This window comes from Butyricicoccus sp. OF10-2, assembly GCF_003481925.1.
In the GTDB taxonomy this organism is placed as follows: Bacteria; Bacillota; Clostridia; order Oscillospirales; family Butyricicoccaceae; genus Agathobaculum; species Agathobaculum butyriciproducens.
In genome coordinates, this window is the sequence record NZ_QUMC01000015.1 from 1 (window position 1) to 15,895 (window position 15,895).

At 56.8% G+C, this 15,895-nt stretch carries 17 protein-coding genes and 2 pseudogenes; 17 read left to right on the forward strand and 2 right to left on the reverse strand.

Features of this window, described 5'->3' with window-relative positions; genetic code table 11:
* The 4 genes and pseudogenes from DXB00_RS16360 to DXB00_RS08935 all read left to right on the forward strand — a co-directional run.
* Positions 1-181 (forward strand): annotated as a pseudogene (locus DXB00_RS16360) (collagen-like protein); the annotation flags it as partial.
* A gap of 406 nt (positions 182-587) precedes the next feature.
* Positions 588-776, forward strand: coding sequence for a hypothetical protein (locus tag DXB00_RS08925; protein ID WP_110436632.1), 189 nt, complete (start codon positions 588-590; stop codon positions 774-776).
* Positions 777-993: 217 nt separating this feature from the next.
* On the forward strand, positions 994-1,776 hold the full coding sequence (locus tag DXB00_RS08930) for a stalk domain-containing protein (RefSeq protein ID WP_158581287.1): 783 nt from the start codon (positions 994-996) through the stop codon (positions 1,774-1,776).
* On the forward strand, positions 1,728-2,816 hold the full coding sequence (locus DXB00_RS08935; protein ID WP_119214803.1) for a polysaccharide deacetylase family protein: 1,089 nt from the start codon (positions 1,728-1,730) through the stop codon (positions 2,814-2,816). Before DXB00_RS08930 ends, DXB00_RS08935 begins: the two co-directional genes overlap by 49 nt.
* 191 nt (positions 2,817-3,007) lie before the next feature.
* Here DXB00_RS08935 and DXB00_RS08940 read toward each other — a convergent pair whose 3' ends face one another.
* Entirely contained in the window at positions 3,008-3,721 is a 714-nt protein-coding gene (locus DXB00_RS08940; protein WP_110436634.1) for a response regulator, read from the reverse strand.
* Entirely contained in the window at positions 3,718-4,797 is a 1,080-nt protein-coding gene (locus tag DXB00_RS08945; protein ID WP_118730301.1) for a sensor histidine kinase, read from the reverse strand. The genes DXB00_RS08940 and DXB00_RS08945 overlap by 4 nt, the downstream gene beginning before the upstream one ends.
* Before the next feature lie 308 nt (positions 4,798-5,105).
* Here DXB00_RS08945 and DXB00_RS08950 point away from each other — a divergent pair, with 308 nt between their 5' ends.
* The 13 genes and pseudogenes from DXB00_RS08950 (at position 5,106) to DXB00_RS09010 (ending at position 15,698) form a co-directional block, all read left to right on the forward strand.
* Entirely contained in the window at positions 5,106-5,378 is a 273-nt protein-coding gene (locus DXB00_RS08950; RefSeq protein ID WP_119214804.1) for a hypothetical protein, read from the forward strand.
* Positions 5,369-5,743: a site-2 protease family protein gene (locus tag DXB00_RS08955; RefSeq protein ID WP_119214805.1), complete on the forward strand. Its 375-nt coding sequence runs from the start codon at positions 5,369-5,371 to the stop codon at positions 5,741-5,743. The genes DXB00_RS08950 and DXB00_RS08955 overlap by 10 nt, the downstream gene beginning before the upstream one ends.
* Before the next feature lie 3 nt (positions 5,744-5,746).
* Positions 5,747-6,460, forward strand: a complete 714-nt coding sequence (locus DXB00_RS08960) for a segregation and condensation protein A (protein ID WP_118730302.1) — start codon at positions 5,747-5,749, stop codon at positions 6,458-6,460.
* The gene (gene scpB / locus DXB00_RS08965) at positions 6,444-7,082 is read left to right on the forward strand and encodes an SMC-Scp complex subunit ScpB (RefSeq protein WP_227109857.1); all 639 of its coding nucleotides are present in this window, start codon (positions 6,444-6,446) and stop codon (positions 7,080-7,082) included. Before DXB00_RS08960 ends, scpB begins: the two co-directional genes overlap by 17 nt.
* Positions 7,083-7,088: 6 nt before the next feature.
* Positions 7,089-7,721 carry a DUF2953 domain-containing protein gene (locus DXB00_RS08970; RefSeq protein ID WP_118730303.1) on the forward strand — a complete coding sequence of 211 codons (633 nt, stop codon included), beginning with the start codon at positions 7,089-7,091 and terminating at the stop codon, positions 7,719-7,721.
* Positions 7,722-7,754: 33 nt separating this feature from the next.
* Positions 7,755-8,195: a GerW family sporulation protein gene (gene ytfJ / locus DXB00_RS08975; RefSeq protein ID WP_118361752.1), complete on the forward strand. Its 441-nt coding sequence runs from the start codon at positions 7,755-7,757 to the stop codon at positions 8,193-8,195.
* 71 nt (positions 8,196-8,266) lie between these two features.
* Positions 8,267-9,343, forward strand: coding sequence for a D-alanyl-D-alanine carboxypeptidase family protein (locus DXB00_RS08980; RefSeq protein ID WP_158578387.1), 1,077 nt, complete (start codon positions 8,267-8,269; stop codon positions 9,341-9,343).
* A 209-nt stretch (positions 9,344-9,552) separates the two neighbouring features.
* Entirely contained in the window at positions 9,553-10,284 is a 732-nt protein-coding gene (locus DXB00_RS08985; RefSeq protein WP_119214806.1) for a pseudouridine synthase, read from the forward strand.
* Positions 10,285-10,415: 131 nt separating this feature from the next.
* Positions 10,416-11,284 (forward strand): annotated as a pseudogene (locus tag DXB00_RS08990) (MurR/RpiR family transcriptional regulator).
* Entirely contained in the window at positions 11,281-12,510 is a 1,230-nt protein-coding gene (locus tag DXB00_RS08995; protein WP_119214807.1) for an NAD(P)/FAD-dependent oxidoreductase, read from the forward strand. Before DXB00_RS08990 ends, DXB00_RS08995 begins: the two are co-directional and overlap by 4 nt.
* 52 nt (positions 12,511-12,562) lie before the next feature.
* On the forward strand, positions 12,563-13,189 hold the full coding sequence (cmk, locus tag DXB00_RS09000) for a (d)CMP kinase (RefSeq protein WP_330427925.1): 627 nt from the start codon (positions 12,563-12,565) through the stop codon (positions 13,187-13,189).
* Positions 13,186-13,770, forward strand: a complete 585-nt coding sequence (locus tag DXB00_RS09005) for a lysophospholipid acyltransferase family protein (protein ID WP_118730307.1) — start codon at positions 13,186-13,188, stop codon at positions 13,768-13,770. The genes cmk and DXB00_RS09005 overlap by 4 nt, the downstream gene beginning before the upstream one ends.
* Positions 13,767-15,698: a bifunctional 4-hydroxy-3-methylbut-2-enyl diphosphate reductase/30S ribosomal protein S1 gene (locus DXB00_RS09010; protein WP_118730308.1), complete on the forward strand. Its 1,932-nt coding sequence runs from the start codon at positions 13,767-13,769 to the stop codon at positions 15,696-15,698. Before DXB00_RS09005 ends, DXB00_RS09010 begins: the two co-directional genes overlap by 4 nt.
* Positions 15,699-15,895: the final 197 nt, after the last annotated feature.

Sequence of the window (15,895 nt, forward strand, 5' to 3'; positions counted from 1 at the left end):
CCCGACAGGCCCGGCCGGAGAAGCAGGCGCAGTTGGCCCAACCGGCCCGACCGGCCCTGCCGGTGCAAGTCCGGAACCGGCGGCATCGGTAGCAGACGCAACCGGTGCGGACGACATCGTTGCACGGTTCAACGAGCTGCTCAACAGTCTGCGCGAGGCGGGACTGCTCAGGCTGCCGTAACCGCACAGAAAGGGAGTGGAAACACTCCCTTCAGTCTGTCAAAAAGCAGCATTTCGACTCTTGTGCTTCGTGCGGCAGCACGCATAAAATAGAATTTGCAAAGCAAATTCATAAATTCCGGGAGCATGGTCCAGACCACCCTCTCTTGCCGCTATGCGGCAATTCACCTTGTGTATCTCGGAATTTATACAAGGGAAGAAAAAATGTGCCCGTCAGGGCGCGGTTTTTCTTCAGTATTCGCTCGAAAGCGTGGTTTCGAGCGAGAGGCTGCTCGAAAAACGATAGTTTTTCGACAGCCTCAAGGGAGTGGAAACACTCCCTTTTTCTTTGCGCTGGCATTCGACTTTATGCGCGGCTTGTGCTATACTGATAGCAGAAATATAACAGCAGGAAAGCAGGAAGTATAATGACAATTCTGAATTGTGAATGCGGAAACGAGATTTTCATCATGGACGAAACCGAAGCAACGGCTTGGCAGTGCGAGCAGTGCGGTCAGTGGTATGATTTCTTCGGTGTAAAGGTGCCCGACCCGGCATCTGTGCAGCCGAAAAAGTCGCCTCATCTTGTCAACTGGAGTGCAGGCGAGGATTTGTAAGGCAAAGCGCCGCGGCAGCGCGGACGGAACTCGCGCAAGGAACTGCTGCTTTAATTGTGCGGTGTTGCCGTAAGTCTGCCGTCAGAAAAGGACAAAAAAGCGCGGACGGAAGCTGTAAAAAGTAACAGAACTGTAACCTCGCTTTGTGTCGAAAGGTGGTATACTTATATCTTAGCAGCATATATATATTATAAAAAGGATAGGAAGGATGACAAAAATGGCATATGAATCGGCGCGGCAGGCGCCGCGCAGCCCGCATAGAAGAAGGCGCAGACGCAGACGGCGCAACAGTCACTACGGTGTGCTGTTTGCCCTGATTATTCTGATCATTGCGGTCATTTTCTTCGGTGTGCGGGCGGTCCGCTCGATTGTCGGAAACGTGGTCAGCAGCAACAACGTGCTGGTGTATCAGGTGGGAAACACGAATGCATATAAGAACGGCAAGACGATACAGGTTGACGCTGCGCCCTACCGTGACAGTCAGGGCAACGGCATGGCGTCCATCAGCTCGCTGTGCGATAACCTCGGATTGGAGCTGAACTGGGACGAGAACGCTAAATCCGGCACGATCACGCTCAAAAAGACCGTGCTGACAATTAAGCTCAGTGATACAAACCTGCAGGTCGGTGACGCGACCGAGACCTTTGCCTCCGCACCGGTGGAGAAGAACGGCGTGGTTTATGCGCCGGTCAAGGATATCTGTCAGGCACTTTCGTGGCAGACCGGCGAGGTTGCCGCCGAAAACGGCGATCTGATCATCATCAGTCAGGCAAAAAAAGCGCTGACCGACAAGAAGATCGGTGAAATTACGGATCAGGCGCTCGAGGTGCTCGGCCCGGCCGAGGGACAGGTGATGAGCGGCAGCATCGTTATGCGAACCGGCTCGGATCAGCTGCTCTATGAAGGCAGCACCAAGCACATGGTGAAGAAGGCAAAAAGCTGGGTGCAGGTGTGCTCGATCAGGACGGTACGGCGTATATCCCGCTCAAGGCTGCGATGACCGCGCTCGGCGGCAAGGCGGAGGACGATGGCAAGGGTGCATGGAATGTCACCTGCGGCGAATCCACCGCGACCGTGGATGCGGACGACGGCAAGACCAAGGTGGACGGCAAGCGTGCCTCCGGCAATGGCTTCTCCACCTACACGGATCAGGACAAGAACCGTTTTTACGTTTCTCCGCAGGTGCTTGCGGCAATCCTTGGCAAAACGTATACCGATCTCGGTGACGGCGTATTCTCGTTCACCGGCGTAACGCTTGACGGCTTTGACAGCCAGAAGGCATACCTCAAGAACATGAAGGATAAGCTGGGCGATGCCGTGGACGGCGATATACCGGAGGCCGATGTCTATATCGCGCTGACGTTTGACGACGGCCCGACCGGCAAAAAGGACGGCTATCCGAACGGCCTGACCAACTATCTGCTGGACGGCCTCAAGCAGCGCGGCGCAGTTGCTACGTTTTTGATGGTCGGCGAGCGTGTCTCCGAGGTATCGGATGTGCTGCCGCGCATGGTAAACGAAGGCCATGAGCTGGGCAACCACACCATGAATCACCCGATGTGCCACCTGACCGGCCTCGGCACGGATGACATCCGCACACAGATTGACGATGCGACCAATGCGATCAAGGATATTGCAGGGCAGGCACCGCAGGTGCTGCGTCCGGTAGGCGGCGGCGTCAACTCGGATGTCAAGGCGGTAGCCGCAGAGCTTGGCTATCCGATCATCAACTGGAGCGTGGACACCGAGGACTGGAAGTACCGCGATGCCGATCATGTGAAGAAGGTCATCGTGGAGCAGGCGCAGGATGGCGATGTTGTCCTGATGCACGACCTGTATGAGACTTCGGTTCGGGGTGCGCTGGCAGCGATCGACGAGCTGCAGAGCCGCACGGATAAGACCTACGCGTTTGTAACGGTCTCTCAGCTTGCCGCAATTCACGGCATCACGCTGGAGCCGGGCGTTGTCTACAACGGCCTGACGGATGAAGTCGCGCAGCAGATCGCGGACGGCAGCTATTCGCCGACGGAGTTTACCTAAACAAAGAAATCCCGAACCAAACGGTTCGGGATTTTTTGTTTAGGAATGGAGAATTGATAATGTAGGATTGAGAATTATGGTTCGGCGCATAGCGCCGTTATTTAATCATCGCGCGTAGCGCGGTACCACGTCGCAGCGCGGACGGAACTCGCGCAAGGATAGCGACATTCTCCATTTTCCATTCTCCATTCTCAATTATCCGTATTCTCTGCCATACGATATCCCACGCCGACCTCGGTAAACAGATACTCCGGTTCGGCAGGATTTTTTTCGATCTTGCGGCGGATATTTGCCATATTGACGCGCAGGATCTGGTTGTCACCGCCGGCTCGCGGTCCCCACAGCTCCTTGATGATGTAATCGTAGGTAAGCACCTTGCCGGCAAACTTGCCGAGTAGCGCAACGATACGGAACTCGCTGAGCGTGAGGTGGACATTCTCGCCGCGGACGAGCACCTGATGCTTGTTATAGTCGATGGTCATTTCACCGACCGTGTAGGTGCCCTCGCGGGCGATTTCGCTGTTCGCGGAGGTGGTTCTCGTGTGGCGGATGGCGGTGCGCACGCGCGCAAGCAGCTCGGCGGTGCCGAACGGCTTGGTCAGGTAGTCGTCCGCGCCGAGATCGAGCGCCTGCACCTTATCGTGCTCATGCGAGCGGGCGGAAACCACCACCACCGGCAGGCTCGACCACGAGCGCAGCTCGCGCAGGACGTCAATGCCGTCCATATCCGGCAGACCGAGATCGAGGATGACCAGATCCGGACAGTGCGAGGAGATCATGGTCTTCGCCTCGCTGCCCGAGCGGGCCAGCAGCGTTTCGTAGTCGTTGGAGTTCAAAATAGTGGAGATAAAGTGCGCAATGCTTTTTTCGTCCTCCACGATGAGTATTTTTTCTCGAATGTTCATTGCAGTTCCGGCTCCTTTTCTATCATCGGCAGACAGAAGATAAATTCTGCACCGCCGTCCTTATTTTGTGCGTGCATCGTGCCGCCGTGTGCGCGGACAATGGCGTTGCATACAGAAAGTCCCAGCCCCATATTGCGCTTGCCGTCTCCGGTGGGCGTGTCGCTGTGGCGCAGCGTTCCGCTGAACAGCACGGGCAGCAGCTTGGGCGGGATGCCGCCGCCGTTGTCCTGCACAGCAAAGACAGCGTTTTCGCCATCCTGATGCACAGAGAGCGCAATATGGGTGGTGTTTTTGCCGTGCCGAACGGCGTTTTCAAGCAGATTGGTCATGACCTGCTCAATGAGGATCGCATCCATCGGTACGATGAGCAGATCATCCGGCACAGCCACCGATATCTTGACGCCGGGATAGTGCTTGCGGAATTTGCGGGCGACCTCGCCGAGCACCTCCTCGGCGGCCTCAGGCTGCTTGGTGATCCGGGTGTCCTCGCCCATGCGGGTGATGGACAGCAGGTTTTCCACCACGCGGACCAGCCACTGCGCGTCATCGCGCACATCCTCGAGCAGCTGATGCTGCTGTTCGAGAGACAGGTCGGGCGTTTCCAGAATGGCCGAGGTTGAACCGATGATGGAGGTCAGTGGCGTGCGGATGTCGTGCGAGACCGAGCGGAGCAGGTTGGCACGCATTTTCTCGCGCTCACTCTCCATGCGGAACTGCTCCTGCTGCTTGATCTTGGTGGTCATCGTGCAGGTGACGAGCGATACGCACAGCATGACGAAAAACGTCAGCGGATAGCCGGTCATTGTGAAGTTGAATTCCCAGTAGGGAAAGGTAAAGATGTAGTTGATGCCGATAACGCTCAGGAATGCGGCAAGCGTGCCGAACAGGTATCCGTTCGTGAAGCGCGAGGTGAGCAGCACCGCGAGAACGAATACCGGAGAGGCGAAGCCGTCGCTGATGTCCGAGCGGCGCAGCAAGGTGCAGAGTACCAGTGCACAGATAAATATCGCCGCGAAAATAAGAAAATCCCGCAGTGTAAACGAGAATAAACGCGGTTTACCGTCCTGTCGTTTCATGTCGAAGCCTCCAAGTGCATAAATGTACAAGTTAATTATAGCAGATAATCCGTTAATGTGCTGCTAAAACTTACTGAGTGGAGAATTATGCAGCAAAGATATTATCCATTCGGTAAGTTATCATGCAGGGCAGGGCACTTCGGAGCGCCCCGCCCTGCGATTAAACGACAAAATCCTGCCGAATGTTGTACAGAACAAATATTCGGGTGACAACAACCGCTATCCGTGTTATAATAATCCATTATAGGGTAATATAGAATCAGAATCACTGCAATAATGGAGGAAACAGCTTGCTTTGGAGAGCTTTGATGAGCGGCGATATCCGCTCCGCATTTATCACACTGGCGCTTTCGCTGCCCGCGATCGTGCTGTGCCTGTCCATCCACGAGACTGCGCACGGCGGTGCTGCCTATCTGCTCGGCGACCGTACCGCGCGTGATTCCGGCCGCGTAACGCTGTCGCCGATGGCGCATATCGACCGATCGGTTTCCTGTGCCTGCTGCTGTTCGGCTTCGGCTGGGCGCGTCCGGTGCCGGTCAATATCGCCAATTTCAGGAACAGACGCTGGGGCATGGCGCTGACTGCGCTTGCCGGTCCGGTATCCAACTTTATCACCGCCTTTATCGCGTACTGCCTGTATTTTGTGGTGCGCATGAACATGACGAATACGTTCCTGTGGTCGCTGTCGCAGTTCCTGCTCATCGTTGCGAGCATGTCGGTCGGTCTGGGTGTGTTCAATCTCGTTCCGGTGCACCCGCTGGACGGCTCGCGCGTCGTTGACGCATTTATGCCGTTTTCGTGGTCGCTCAAGCTGCAGAAGTACCAGAATATCATCTTTTTCGTGTTTATCGTGGCGCTCTGGTTCGGTTGGCTGGACGGCATTATGGACTGGGTCGGCAACGGCGTTCTCATGCTGGCGGTAAACTTCGTCAGCCTGTTTCTGTAAGCTATGGATTTTCATTTAGACAACTTTGACGGGCCGCTTGACCTGCTGCTGCACCTGATTTCCAAAAACAAGGTGAGCATTTACGATATCCCTATCGCGGAAATCCTTGAGCAGTACATGGCGGTTCTGCACGAGGCCGAGCACATGGATTTGGACATTGCCGGCGACTTTATCGCAATGGCGGCGCAGCTGGTGTACATCAAGTCCAGGATGCTGCTGCCGAAGCACGAGGAGGACGAGGCCGAGGAGGACCCGAGAGCGGGTCTGGTCGAAATGCTGCTCGAGTACCAGAGACTCAAGAGCGCGACCGCGTTTTTTGCGGAAAAGAACGAAAACGGCCGTGATATCTATGTCAAACCGCCCGAACGGCAGAATGATGCGCCGGTGGAGTATCACCACACGGTAAACGATCTCATCCGCGCGGCAAACAAAATGCTGCGCCGCACCAAGCGCCGCCTGCCGCCGCCGGTGACCTCGTTTCAGGGCATTGTCGGGCGGGAGCCTGCACCGGTAGAGGGACGCGTCACCGCGATTCTCAAACGCTTTCTGTACCGGATGCGCGTGCCGTTTATGCGGCTGTTCGACGACGCGAGAAACCGCTCGGAGATCGTGGCTACCTTTCTGGCAGTGCTGGAATTATCCAAGACCCGCCGAATCCGTTTGGAAGGGGACGGCGAGGAGATGGAGCTGATGCTGACAAATGACAACACAAAATAACGGCAGTATGACGGCGCTCGAGGCCGGACTGGAGGCTGTGCTGTTCGCGGCAGGCGATGCGGTTACCATTGAACGGCTGTCCGCGGCGCTTGAGGCCGCTCCGGCGGAGCTGCTGGACGCGGCGGCTGCACTTGAGAACCGCTACGACTTCGAGAACCGCGGCATCATGCTGCTGCGTATCGAGGACAAGCTGCAGCTGGCGTCCCGGCCGATGTACGGGCCGTATGTGCGCCGCGTGACCGAATCGCGCAGACCGCCTGCGCTGTCGCCTGCGGCGCTTGAGGTGCTGACCATCATCGCATACCGCCAGCCGGTGACGCGTGCGTTCATCGACCAGCTGAGAGGTGTCGATTCATCGAACACGGTGAGCAGTCTGGCGGAAAAGGGGCTCATCGAGGAGGCCGGACGGCTGGACGTGCCCGGAAAGCCCATGCTGTTCCGCACGACCGACCAGTTCCTGCGCAGCTTTTCACTGGCAAGCATTGAGGACCTTCCGGCGCTGCCCGCGCTTGAAGAAAACGAGCAGATGGAGCTGAACATGGACGGCACGCTGCACGAGACACCGCCCGGCGAGCAGCTGCGCTTCTTGAACGGCGAGCCTGTGCCGCCGGAAACGGAGTGACCGCCTATGGGAACGGTTTTACTCTGGATTTTAGGCATTCTGCTTGGAATTGTACTGCTGGCATTGGTGATTGTGCTGGTGCTGCTGAACATTCGGGCAGGCATTGAAGCCGTCGGCGTGACCGGCGAGGTGAGCGTGGAGGCACGGTATGGGCCGGTTCGCATTCCGCTGTATCCGAGACCGCGCCACCTGAAAAAGAAAAAAGAGGAAACGGAAGCTGAGAAGAAGAAATCTGAGGAAAACGAAAAGAAAACGAGCGGAAAGCTCGGTCTTTCGCTGCCGAAGGACGGACTGGATGTCGGTGAGATCGCAGGCACGGTGCGCGATTTTCTCAGCGACCTGACCGACCGCCTGCGCATCAGCAGACTGCGGGCGCGCGTAGTTATCGGCACGGACGATGCGGCGCAGACCGGCATTCTGCTCGGGCAGGCAGCGGCACTCTGCGGAATCGTTGTTCCATTTCTGGAGAATACTTTTGATATGCAGGATTACCATGTCAGCGCGGACGCGGACTTCAACGCCGACCATACCGAGTGGGCGTTTACCGTAAACTGCTCGATACGGCCGATATCGCTCATCAGAGTGCTGCTGCGGCATGGCAAGCCAATGTATCAGCTGTACAAGAAATATTTCAAATAATCAGTAAAAACGTATAAAAGGAAGGCGAAAAATATGAGTGAACATCATCCAATCAGCGATTTGATGACCGAAACCATGTCCAAAATCAAGGAAATGGTGGATGTTAATACCATTATCGGCAACCCGATCGTAGCGGCGGACGGCACGACCGTTATCCCGGTCTCCAAGGTGTCGTTCGGCTTCGGCGCAGGCGGCAGCGAGTTCGCGTCCAAGCACGCGGCAAGCGGGTCTCCGCTTGCGTTCGGCGGCGGCAGCGGCGCCGGTGTGACGGTTTCGCCGGTGTGCTTCCTTGTCATCGGCAGGGACGGCAGCGCCAACATCCTCGGCATCAACGCACAGGCGTCCGACACGGTCGATCGTCTGGTCGAGATGATTCCGGGTGCGATCAACAAGGTGTCCAATTTCGTCAGCGGCTTCAAGGGCAAGACCGAGGATGCAGCTGCTGCTGCAGAACCCCTGTCTGGCGATGAATAAAACCGCGTTTTCCCGCAAAACCTACTCGCATGAATGCTGAGTAGGTTTTGTTATGCGGGGAGTGGTGCAATGTGAAAAAGCTGTTTTGCGTGCTCGCGCTTTTGCTCGTGCTGCCGAGGGCAGGCGCGGTGAGCGCACAGGGGGCGGTCGTGATCGATGCGGACACGGGCGAAACGCTGTTCGAGCAGAACGCGGACAGCCGCCTGCCGATGGCGTCCACCACCAAGATCATGACCGCGCTCGTCGCGCTCGGCGAGGGCGACCTTGACCGCGTGTATACCGTAAAGCCGGAGTACGCCGCCGTGGAAGGCTCGTCCATGTACCTGAAAGCGGGTGAGACACTCTCGCTGCAGGATACGCTGTACGGACTCATGCTCGCGTCCGGCAACGACGCGGCGGTCGCCATCGCGGGAGAGTGCGGCGGCATGACCGCCTTTGTGGGCAAAATGAATGCCAAAGCGGCGGAACTCGGTCTGACGGACACGCATTTCGACAATCCGAACGGCCTGCCGTCCGACACGCACTACACCACCGCGCATGAGCTGGCGAAAATCACCGCGGCGGCGCTCAAGGACCCGGTGTTCCGGCAGATCGTCTCGACAAAAAGCTGCACGGTCAGCGGGCACGCGTTGAGCAATCACAACCGTCTGCTGAGCATGTATGATGGCGCGATCGGCGTGAAAACCGGCTTTACGCGGGCGGCAGGGCGGTGTCTGGTCTCGGCGGCCGAGCGCAATGGGCGCACCATCATCGCGGTGACGCTCAATGACCCGAACGACTGGAACGATCACATGGAGATGCTTGACGCCGGTTTTGCGCAGTACAGCGAGGTCACGCTGCATACGGCAGGAGACACGATTGCAAACGCACGCGTGTTCGGCGGCGATACCGCGTCCGTGCCGCTCGCAGCGAAGAATACTGTGACGGCATATCTGTTGCCCGGCGAGAAAGAGAAGCTGCAGCGCGTGCGCTACGGCGAAAAAATCTGCTATGCACCGGTCGTGAGGACGGCACAGGCCGGGTCGGTGGAGTATCGGCTCGGGGATTGCGTCTTGGGACGCGATACGCTGGTTTACGGCGGGGAATCCTTGCTGCCGGCGGAGGAAAAGGGTATCGTTGAGAAAATTTTAGAGCGATTTACAAATTAGCAACACACTTTATTGTAGGGCGGACTGACCGCATCCCGCCGTTCCCCAACGAACCAATGAGTGCAATGGGGATTATTGAGATACCGGTTTTCATTTTTACGGTATCCGCTGTTGTTGATACGGCGATTGTCGTTAGACGGCGGGGTGAGGGCACCCCGTCCTACGGAATAGTGTTACATAATGCAATAATTGAGAAAGAGGAATTATACATGGAAGAAAGACTGCAGAAATTACTGGCGCAAGCAGGTTTGTGCTCCCGCCGTGAGGCGGAGCGCTGGATCGATGATGGCCGCGTAACGGTAAACGGCAAAAAGGCTTCGGTCGGCGACAAGGCCGATCCGCGCCGTGACAAGATTTTCGTGGACGGCAAGCCCATCGGCGGTGCCGAGGAGAAGGTATACTTAATGCTGTACAAGCCGCGCGGCTATGTCACGACGATGAAGGACGAGCACGGCCGCAAGACGGTTGCCGATCTGGTACGCGGCTGCGGTGCGCGTGTTGTGCCGGTCGGCCGTCTGGACTACAACTCCGAGGGTCTGCTGCTGCTGACCAACGACGGCGATCTGCTCAACGCGCTGACCCATCCGCGCCACGAGGTGGAAAAGCACTATGAGGTGCGCGTGCGCGGCAATCTGGAAAACATCCCGAAACTCGCAGAGCCGATGGAGATTGACGGCTACAGCATCCGTCCGGCAACGGTTGTTACCATTGACCGTGACGAAATCAGCGCGAAGCTGCGCCTGACCATCCACGAGGGCCGCAACCGCCAGATTCGCAAAATGTGCGAGAAGTGCGGTCTGGAGGTTCGCCGCCTCAAGCGCGTGGCAATGGGCACGATGCCGCTCGACCCGCATCTCAAGAGCGGTGCATGGCGCGAGCTGACTGACGAGGAGATCGGCTATTTGCAGGACATCGCTGCCGACGTGCAGGAGAACCTCTGATTTTTTAAGGGAATCCCTGCCTTTTTGCAATTTACACCCATATGCTCTTGCATTTTTTTGCAGGTTCACTTAAAATAGTATCGTGCAAATGCAGGAATGTATGCAGAGAATGCAATGCAGGAGAGAATATAATGAATGACCTGATCACAAAAATTCAAAGCGAGCTGCCCGGCTTTTCCAAGGGTCAGAAGCAGATCGCGCGTTTTATCTTAGAGCACTACGACAAGGCTGCGTTCATGACCGCGAGCCGTCTGGGTGTGACTGTCGGCGTGAGTGAAAGCACGGTCGTGCGCTTTGCGACCGAGCTTGGCTATGACGGCTATCCGCACCTGCAGCGCGCCCTGCAGGAGATGATCCGCAACAAGCTGACTTCGGTGCAGCGCATGGAGGTTGCGGGCGACCGCATGGGTGGCCGCGATGTACTGCAGACCGTGCTGCACGCGGACACGGACATGATCCGCGTAACGCTCGACGAGATCGACCGCGACGCCTTTCAGGGTGCGGTGGATGCGCTCATGGGCGCCAAGCGAATCTACATCCTCGGTGTGCGCTCCTCGAGCGCTTTAGCCAGCTTTTTAGGCTTTTACTTCAACCTTTTGTTTGAAAATGTGACGCTTGTACATACGAACAGTGTCAGCGAGATTTTTGAGCAGGTGCTCCGTGTCGGACCGGGTGACGTGCTGTTCGGCATCAGCTTCCCGCGCTACTCCAAGCGCACGCTGAGTGCAATGAAGTACGCCCGCGACCGCGCGCCCGCGTTATCGCACTGACCGACTCGCAGCTGTCGCCGCTGGCGCGTGTAGCTGATCATGTGCTGCTCGCACGCAGCGATATGGCGAGCTTTGTCGATTCGCTCGTGGCGCCCTTGTCGGTCATCAACGCACTGATCGTGGCTGTCGGCATGAGCCGCCGCGATGAGATTGAGCAGACATTTAACAAGCTGGAGCGCATCTGGGAAGAATACGACGTATATGAAAAACCGGAGGACGATATAAATTGAACATTATCGTAATCGGCGGCGGCGCAGCCGGTCTGATGGCGGCAGGCACTGCCGCGGAGCAGGGCGCGCAGGTGACGCTGCTGGAAACCAACGAAAAAGTTGGCCGCAAACTGTTTATCACGGGCAAGGGCCGCTGCAACGTGTGCAATAACTGCGATGTGCAGGAGGTTCTGCGCAACGTGCCGGTCAATCCGCGCTTTCTGTATTCCGCGCTCGGCGGATTCGGTCCGGCGGACGTGATGGACTTTTTCGAGAACCATGGCGTTGCCCTCAAAACAGAGCGCGGCAACCGCGTGTTCCCGCAGTCGGATAAGGCAGCTGACATCATCGATGCGCTGTTCCTGTGGGTGAAAAAGGCGGGTGTGACCATCGTACATACGACTGCAGACGAGCTGCTCATCGAGGACGGTGTGCTCACAGGCGTTCGTGCCGGTCACAAGACCTATAAGGCGGATCGCGTGATTGTCGCGACCGGCGGCGCGTCCTATCCGCAGACCGGCTCGACCGGTGACGGCTACCGCTTTGCCAGGCAGGCAGGACACACGGTTGTGCCCGCAAATCCGTCGCTCGTGCCGTTGGTCGAGGACGGTGACACCTGTCAAAAGCTAATGGGTCTCAGCCTGCGCAACGTGCAGCTGACCGTGTATGAAAATGACAAAAAACTCTACTCGGACTTCGGCGAAATGCTGTTCACACACTTCGGTCTGTCCGGTCCGCTGGTGCTGTCCGCGAGTGCGCATATGCGCCATTTCGGCAGCAAAAAGTACCGTGTGGAGATTGATCTCAAGCCTGCGCTGGACGAAAAGACGCTCGACAAGCGTCTGCTCACGGACTTTGACAAGCACAAGAACAGCGATTTTATCAACGCGCTCGGTGAGCTGCTGCCTAGGAAAATGATTCCGGTGGTGATCGAAAAGAGCGGTATTGACCCGCGCGAGAAGGTCAATTCCATCACCAAGGCACAGCGTGCCGCGCTGCTGCGCGTACTCAAGGCGTTCCCGGTCGAGATTTCCGGCAAGCGTCCGATTGCTGAGGCGATTATCACTACGGGCGGCGTATCCGTCCGCGAGGTCAGCCCGAAAAGCATGGAGTCCAAAAAGCTGCCGCACCTGTATTTCGCAGGTGAGGTGCTCGATGTGGACGCCTACACGGGCGGCTTCAACCTGCAGATTGCGTGGTCCACGGGCCGTCTGGCGGGTCTGTCGGCTACGGAGGAGGAATCATGATGAAGTACATTTCGGTTGCCATTGACGGCCGTCCGGGGCCGGAAAATCCACCGTGGCGCGTGCTGCCGCGGCAAAACTCGGCTATGTATATGTGGATACGGGTGCGATGTATCGTTCCATCGGTCTGGCGGTGTGCCGCAGGGGCATTGCCGGAGAGGATACGGCAGGTATTATCGCAACCCTGCCGGAGATTGCCATTCAGCTGACCTATCAGGACGGCGCACAGCACGTTCTCCTGAACGGCGAGGATGTCTCCGAAGCCATCCGCACACCGGAGATTTCGTACTACGCGTCCAAGGTGTCCGCGGTGCCGGAAGTACGCCGGTTTCTGCTGGAAACCCAGCGCAATATGGCGAAAAACAGCAGCATCCTGATGGACGGCCGCGACATCGGCACGGTCATCCTGCCGGATGCGCCGGTCAAGATTTTCCTGACCGCGTCTGCGCAGTCTCGCGCGGAGCGTCGCTATAAAGAGCTGATTGAGAAGGGCCAGCAGGTGACGATGGACGGCATCCTGCACGATATCAACGAGCGCGACAGGCAGGACATGACGAGAGCCGTTGCGCCGCTCAAACAGGCGGACGATGCGGTTCTGCTGGACACGAGCAGCCTGACGCTCGAGGAGAGCATAGCGGCCGTTCTGCATATTATTCGTGAAAAAACGGAGGAAAAGGCATGAAATTCAAGTACCACCGCTGGTTCCAGGCTTTGGTTGTGCCGCTGGTAGCGCTGGCGTTCCATATTTTCTTTGGCTATCGCGTGATCGGACGCGAAAACATCCCGGAGGGCGGCTGTGTTGTCTGTCCGAACCATGTGCAGCTGTCCGACCCGCCGTTTGCGGCGGTCGCACTCGGCGGCAAGACGCCGTTGCGCCTGATGGCGAAAAAGGAGCTGTTCCGGAAGAAGATATTCGCGTGGCTGATTGCGGCGCTCGGCGCTTTTCCGATCGACCGCGAGGGCGCGGATATCACCGCCATCAAGACCGCGCTCGGCTCGGTTCGTGCCGGTCAGAAGCTCATCATCTTCCCGCAGGGCACACGCCACGCCGCCGAGGGCGAAACCAAGAAAGGTGCGGCCATGCTGGCGGTCAAGACCCGGGCGCCGATCCTGCCGATGTATATCACCGAGGGCAAGCGTTTCCGCTGCAGAGCCACGGTCGTGATCGGCAAGCCGTTCACGCCGGATCCGAAGCAGAAGGACTACGGCCTGATCGCGGATGATATCCTGCACCGCATCTACGCGCTGAAGGAGCAGGTATGAGCGTAACGGTAGCCAAGACCGCCGGATTCTGCTTCGGCGTACGCCGTGCCGTGGACCTCGCCGAGCAGCAGGCGAAAAAAAACGGAAAAATTTATGCCTATGGTGAAATCATTCACAACATGCACGAAATCGAGCGGCTGGAGAAACTCGGTGTGTACACCGCGTATGCGCTTGAGGACATTCCGGACGGTGCCGGCGTGCTCATTCGGGCGCACGGTGTACCACGGAATGTATACACGTTGCTTCAAGCAAAAAAGTGCGAAATCTTTGATGCAACCTGCCCTTTTGTGCGGAAAATACACAAAATTGCGGATAAAGAGAGCGCGGACGGACGGCTGATCGTCATTCTCGGCAGCGCCGGACATCCGGAGGTTGTGGGCATTCAGGGCTGGTGCGGCGAGTCGGTCGTGCTCGAGGGCGAGGAGCAGGCGAGAGCCTTCTCGGAACGGCTTGAAATGGAAGATAAACCCATTTCTCTGGTCGCACAGACCACCGTTAACCGGTCAATTTGGAATATTTCCGTAGGACTTATAAAAAAAAGGTGTACAAACCTCAAAATTTTTGATACAATATGTAAAGCGACGGATGAGCGCCAGTCGGAGGCTCGTCTGCTTGCCGGTGTATCGGATCAAATGATCGTGATCGGAGATAAGAAAAGCTCCAACACCAAACGGCTGTATGAGATCAGCCGGTCGCTGTGCTCGGATGTGCGCTACATCGAAGACGCGGCAGAGCTTACTACGCAGGAGCTCGGGCAGCACCAGCACATCGGGATCACGGCGGGAGCATCCACACCGGCATGGATAATTAAGGAGGTCAGTAACATGATGAGCGAAGAAACCAAGATTGAAACTGGTGAGGACTTTGCAGCAATGCTGGAGGAGTCCTTCAAGACTTTAAATAATGGAGAAAAGGTAACCGGCACCGTTGTAGGTATTTCCAATAACGACGTACAGGTAGATCTGGGCGTTAAGCACACTGCGTATATCCCGCTGGGTGAGCTGTCTGACGACCCGAACTATGACGTAGCTGCCAACATCCACGTTGGTGACGAGATCGAAGCTGTTGTTGTTCGCGTAAACGACGGCGAGGGTACCATCACTCTGTCCAAGAAGCGCGTTGATCAGCTGAAGGGCTGGGAGACCGTTGAGAAGGCTTACGAGGAGCACACCGTTGTTGAGGGTGTTATCGTTGAGGAGAACCGCGGCGGTGTTGTTGCAACTGCACACGGCGTTCGCGTATTCATCCCGGCATCCCAGACCGGCGTACCGAAGGATCAGCCGATGAGCCAGCTGGTTAAGACCAAGCAGTCCTTCTATATCACCGAGATCAACCGTCAGCGCAAGCGCGTTGTTGGTTCTATCCGTGAGATCCAGAGAGAGGCTCGCAAGGCTGCTGCTGAGCAGATCTGGAACACCATCGAGATCGGCAACGAGTACGACGGCACCGTTAAGTCCCTGACTTCCTACGGCGCATTCGTAGACATCGGCGGCGTGGACGGCATGGTTCACATCTCCGAGCTGTCCTGGGGCCGCATCAAGCACCCGTCCGAGGTCGTTTCTGTTGGCGACAAGGTAAAGGTATTCGTTATCGGTCTGGATAAGGAAAACAAGAAGATCTCCCTCGGCTACAAGCGCGAGGAGGATAATCCGTGGAACGTATTCAAGTCCAAGTACGACATCGGCTCTGTTGCTGAGGTTAAGATCCTCAAGTTCATGCCGTTCGGCGCATTCGCTGAGATCGTACCGGGCGTTGACGGTCTGATCCACATTTCTCAGATCGCTGATCACCGCATCGCAAAGCCGGAGGACGAGCTGGAGGTTGGCCAGGTTGTCGAGGCTAAGATCATCGACATCAACGACGAGAAGAAGAAGGTATCTCTGTCTATCCGTGCTCTGCTCGAGGACGGCGAGGATTACGAGGACTAATTCCTCATTTAGCTGTTAAGCGCAAAGAAGCACCTGATTTATCGGGTGCTTCTTTTTTGTTAATTGGTGATTGCAAATTGGTAATTAGTAGTTAGCAATTAACGTGACGGTTAAGCGGTTATGTAAAATAACCGTCCTAATGTGTCCTAATCTGTTAAAAGGGGAATATATATTGGCAGATAATAATAGTAAAACAG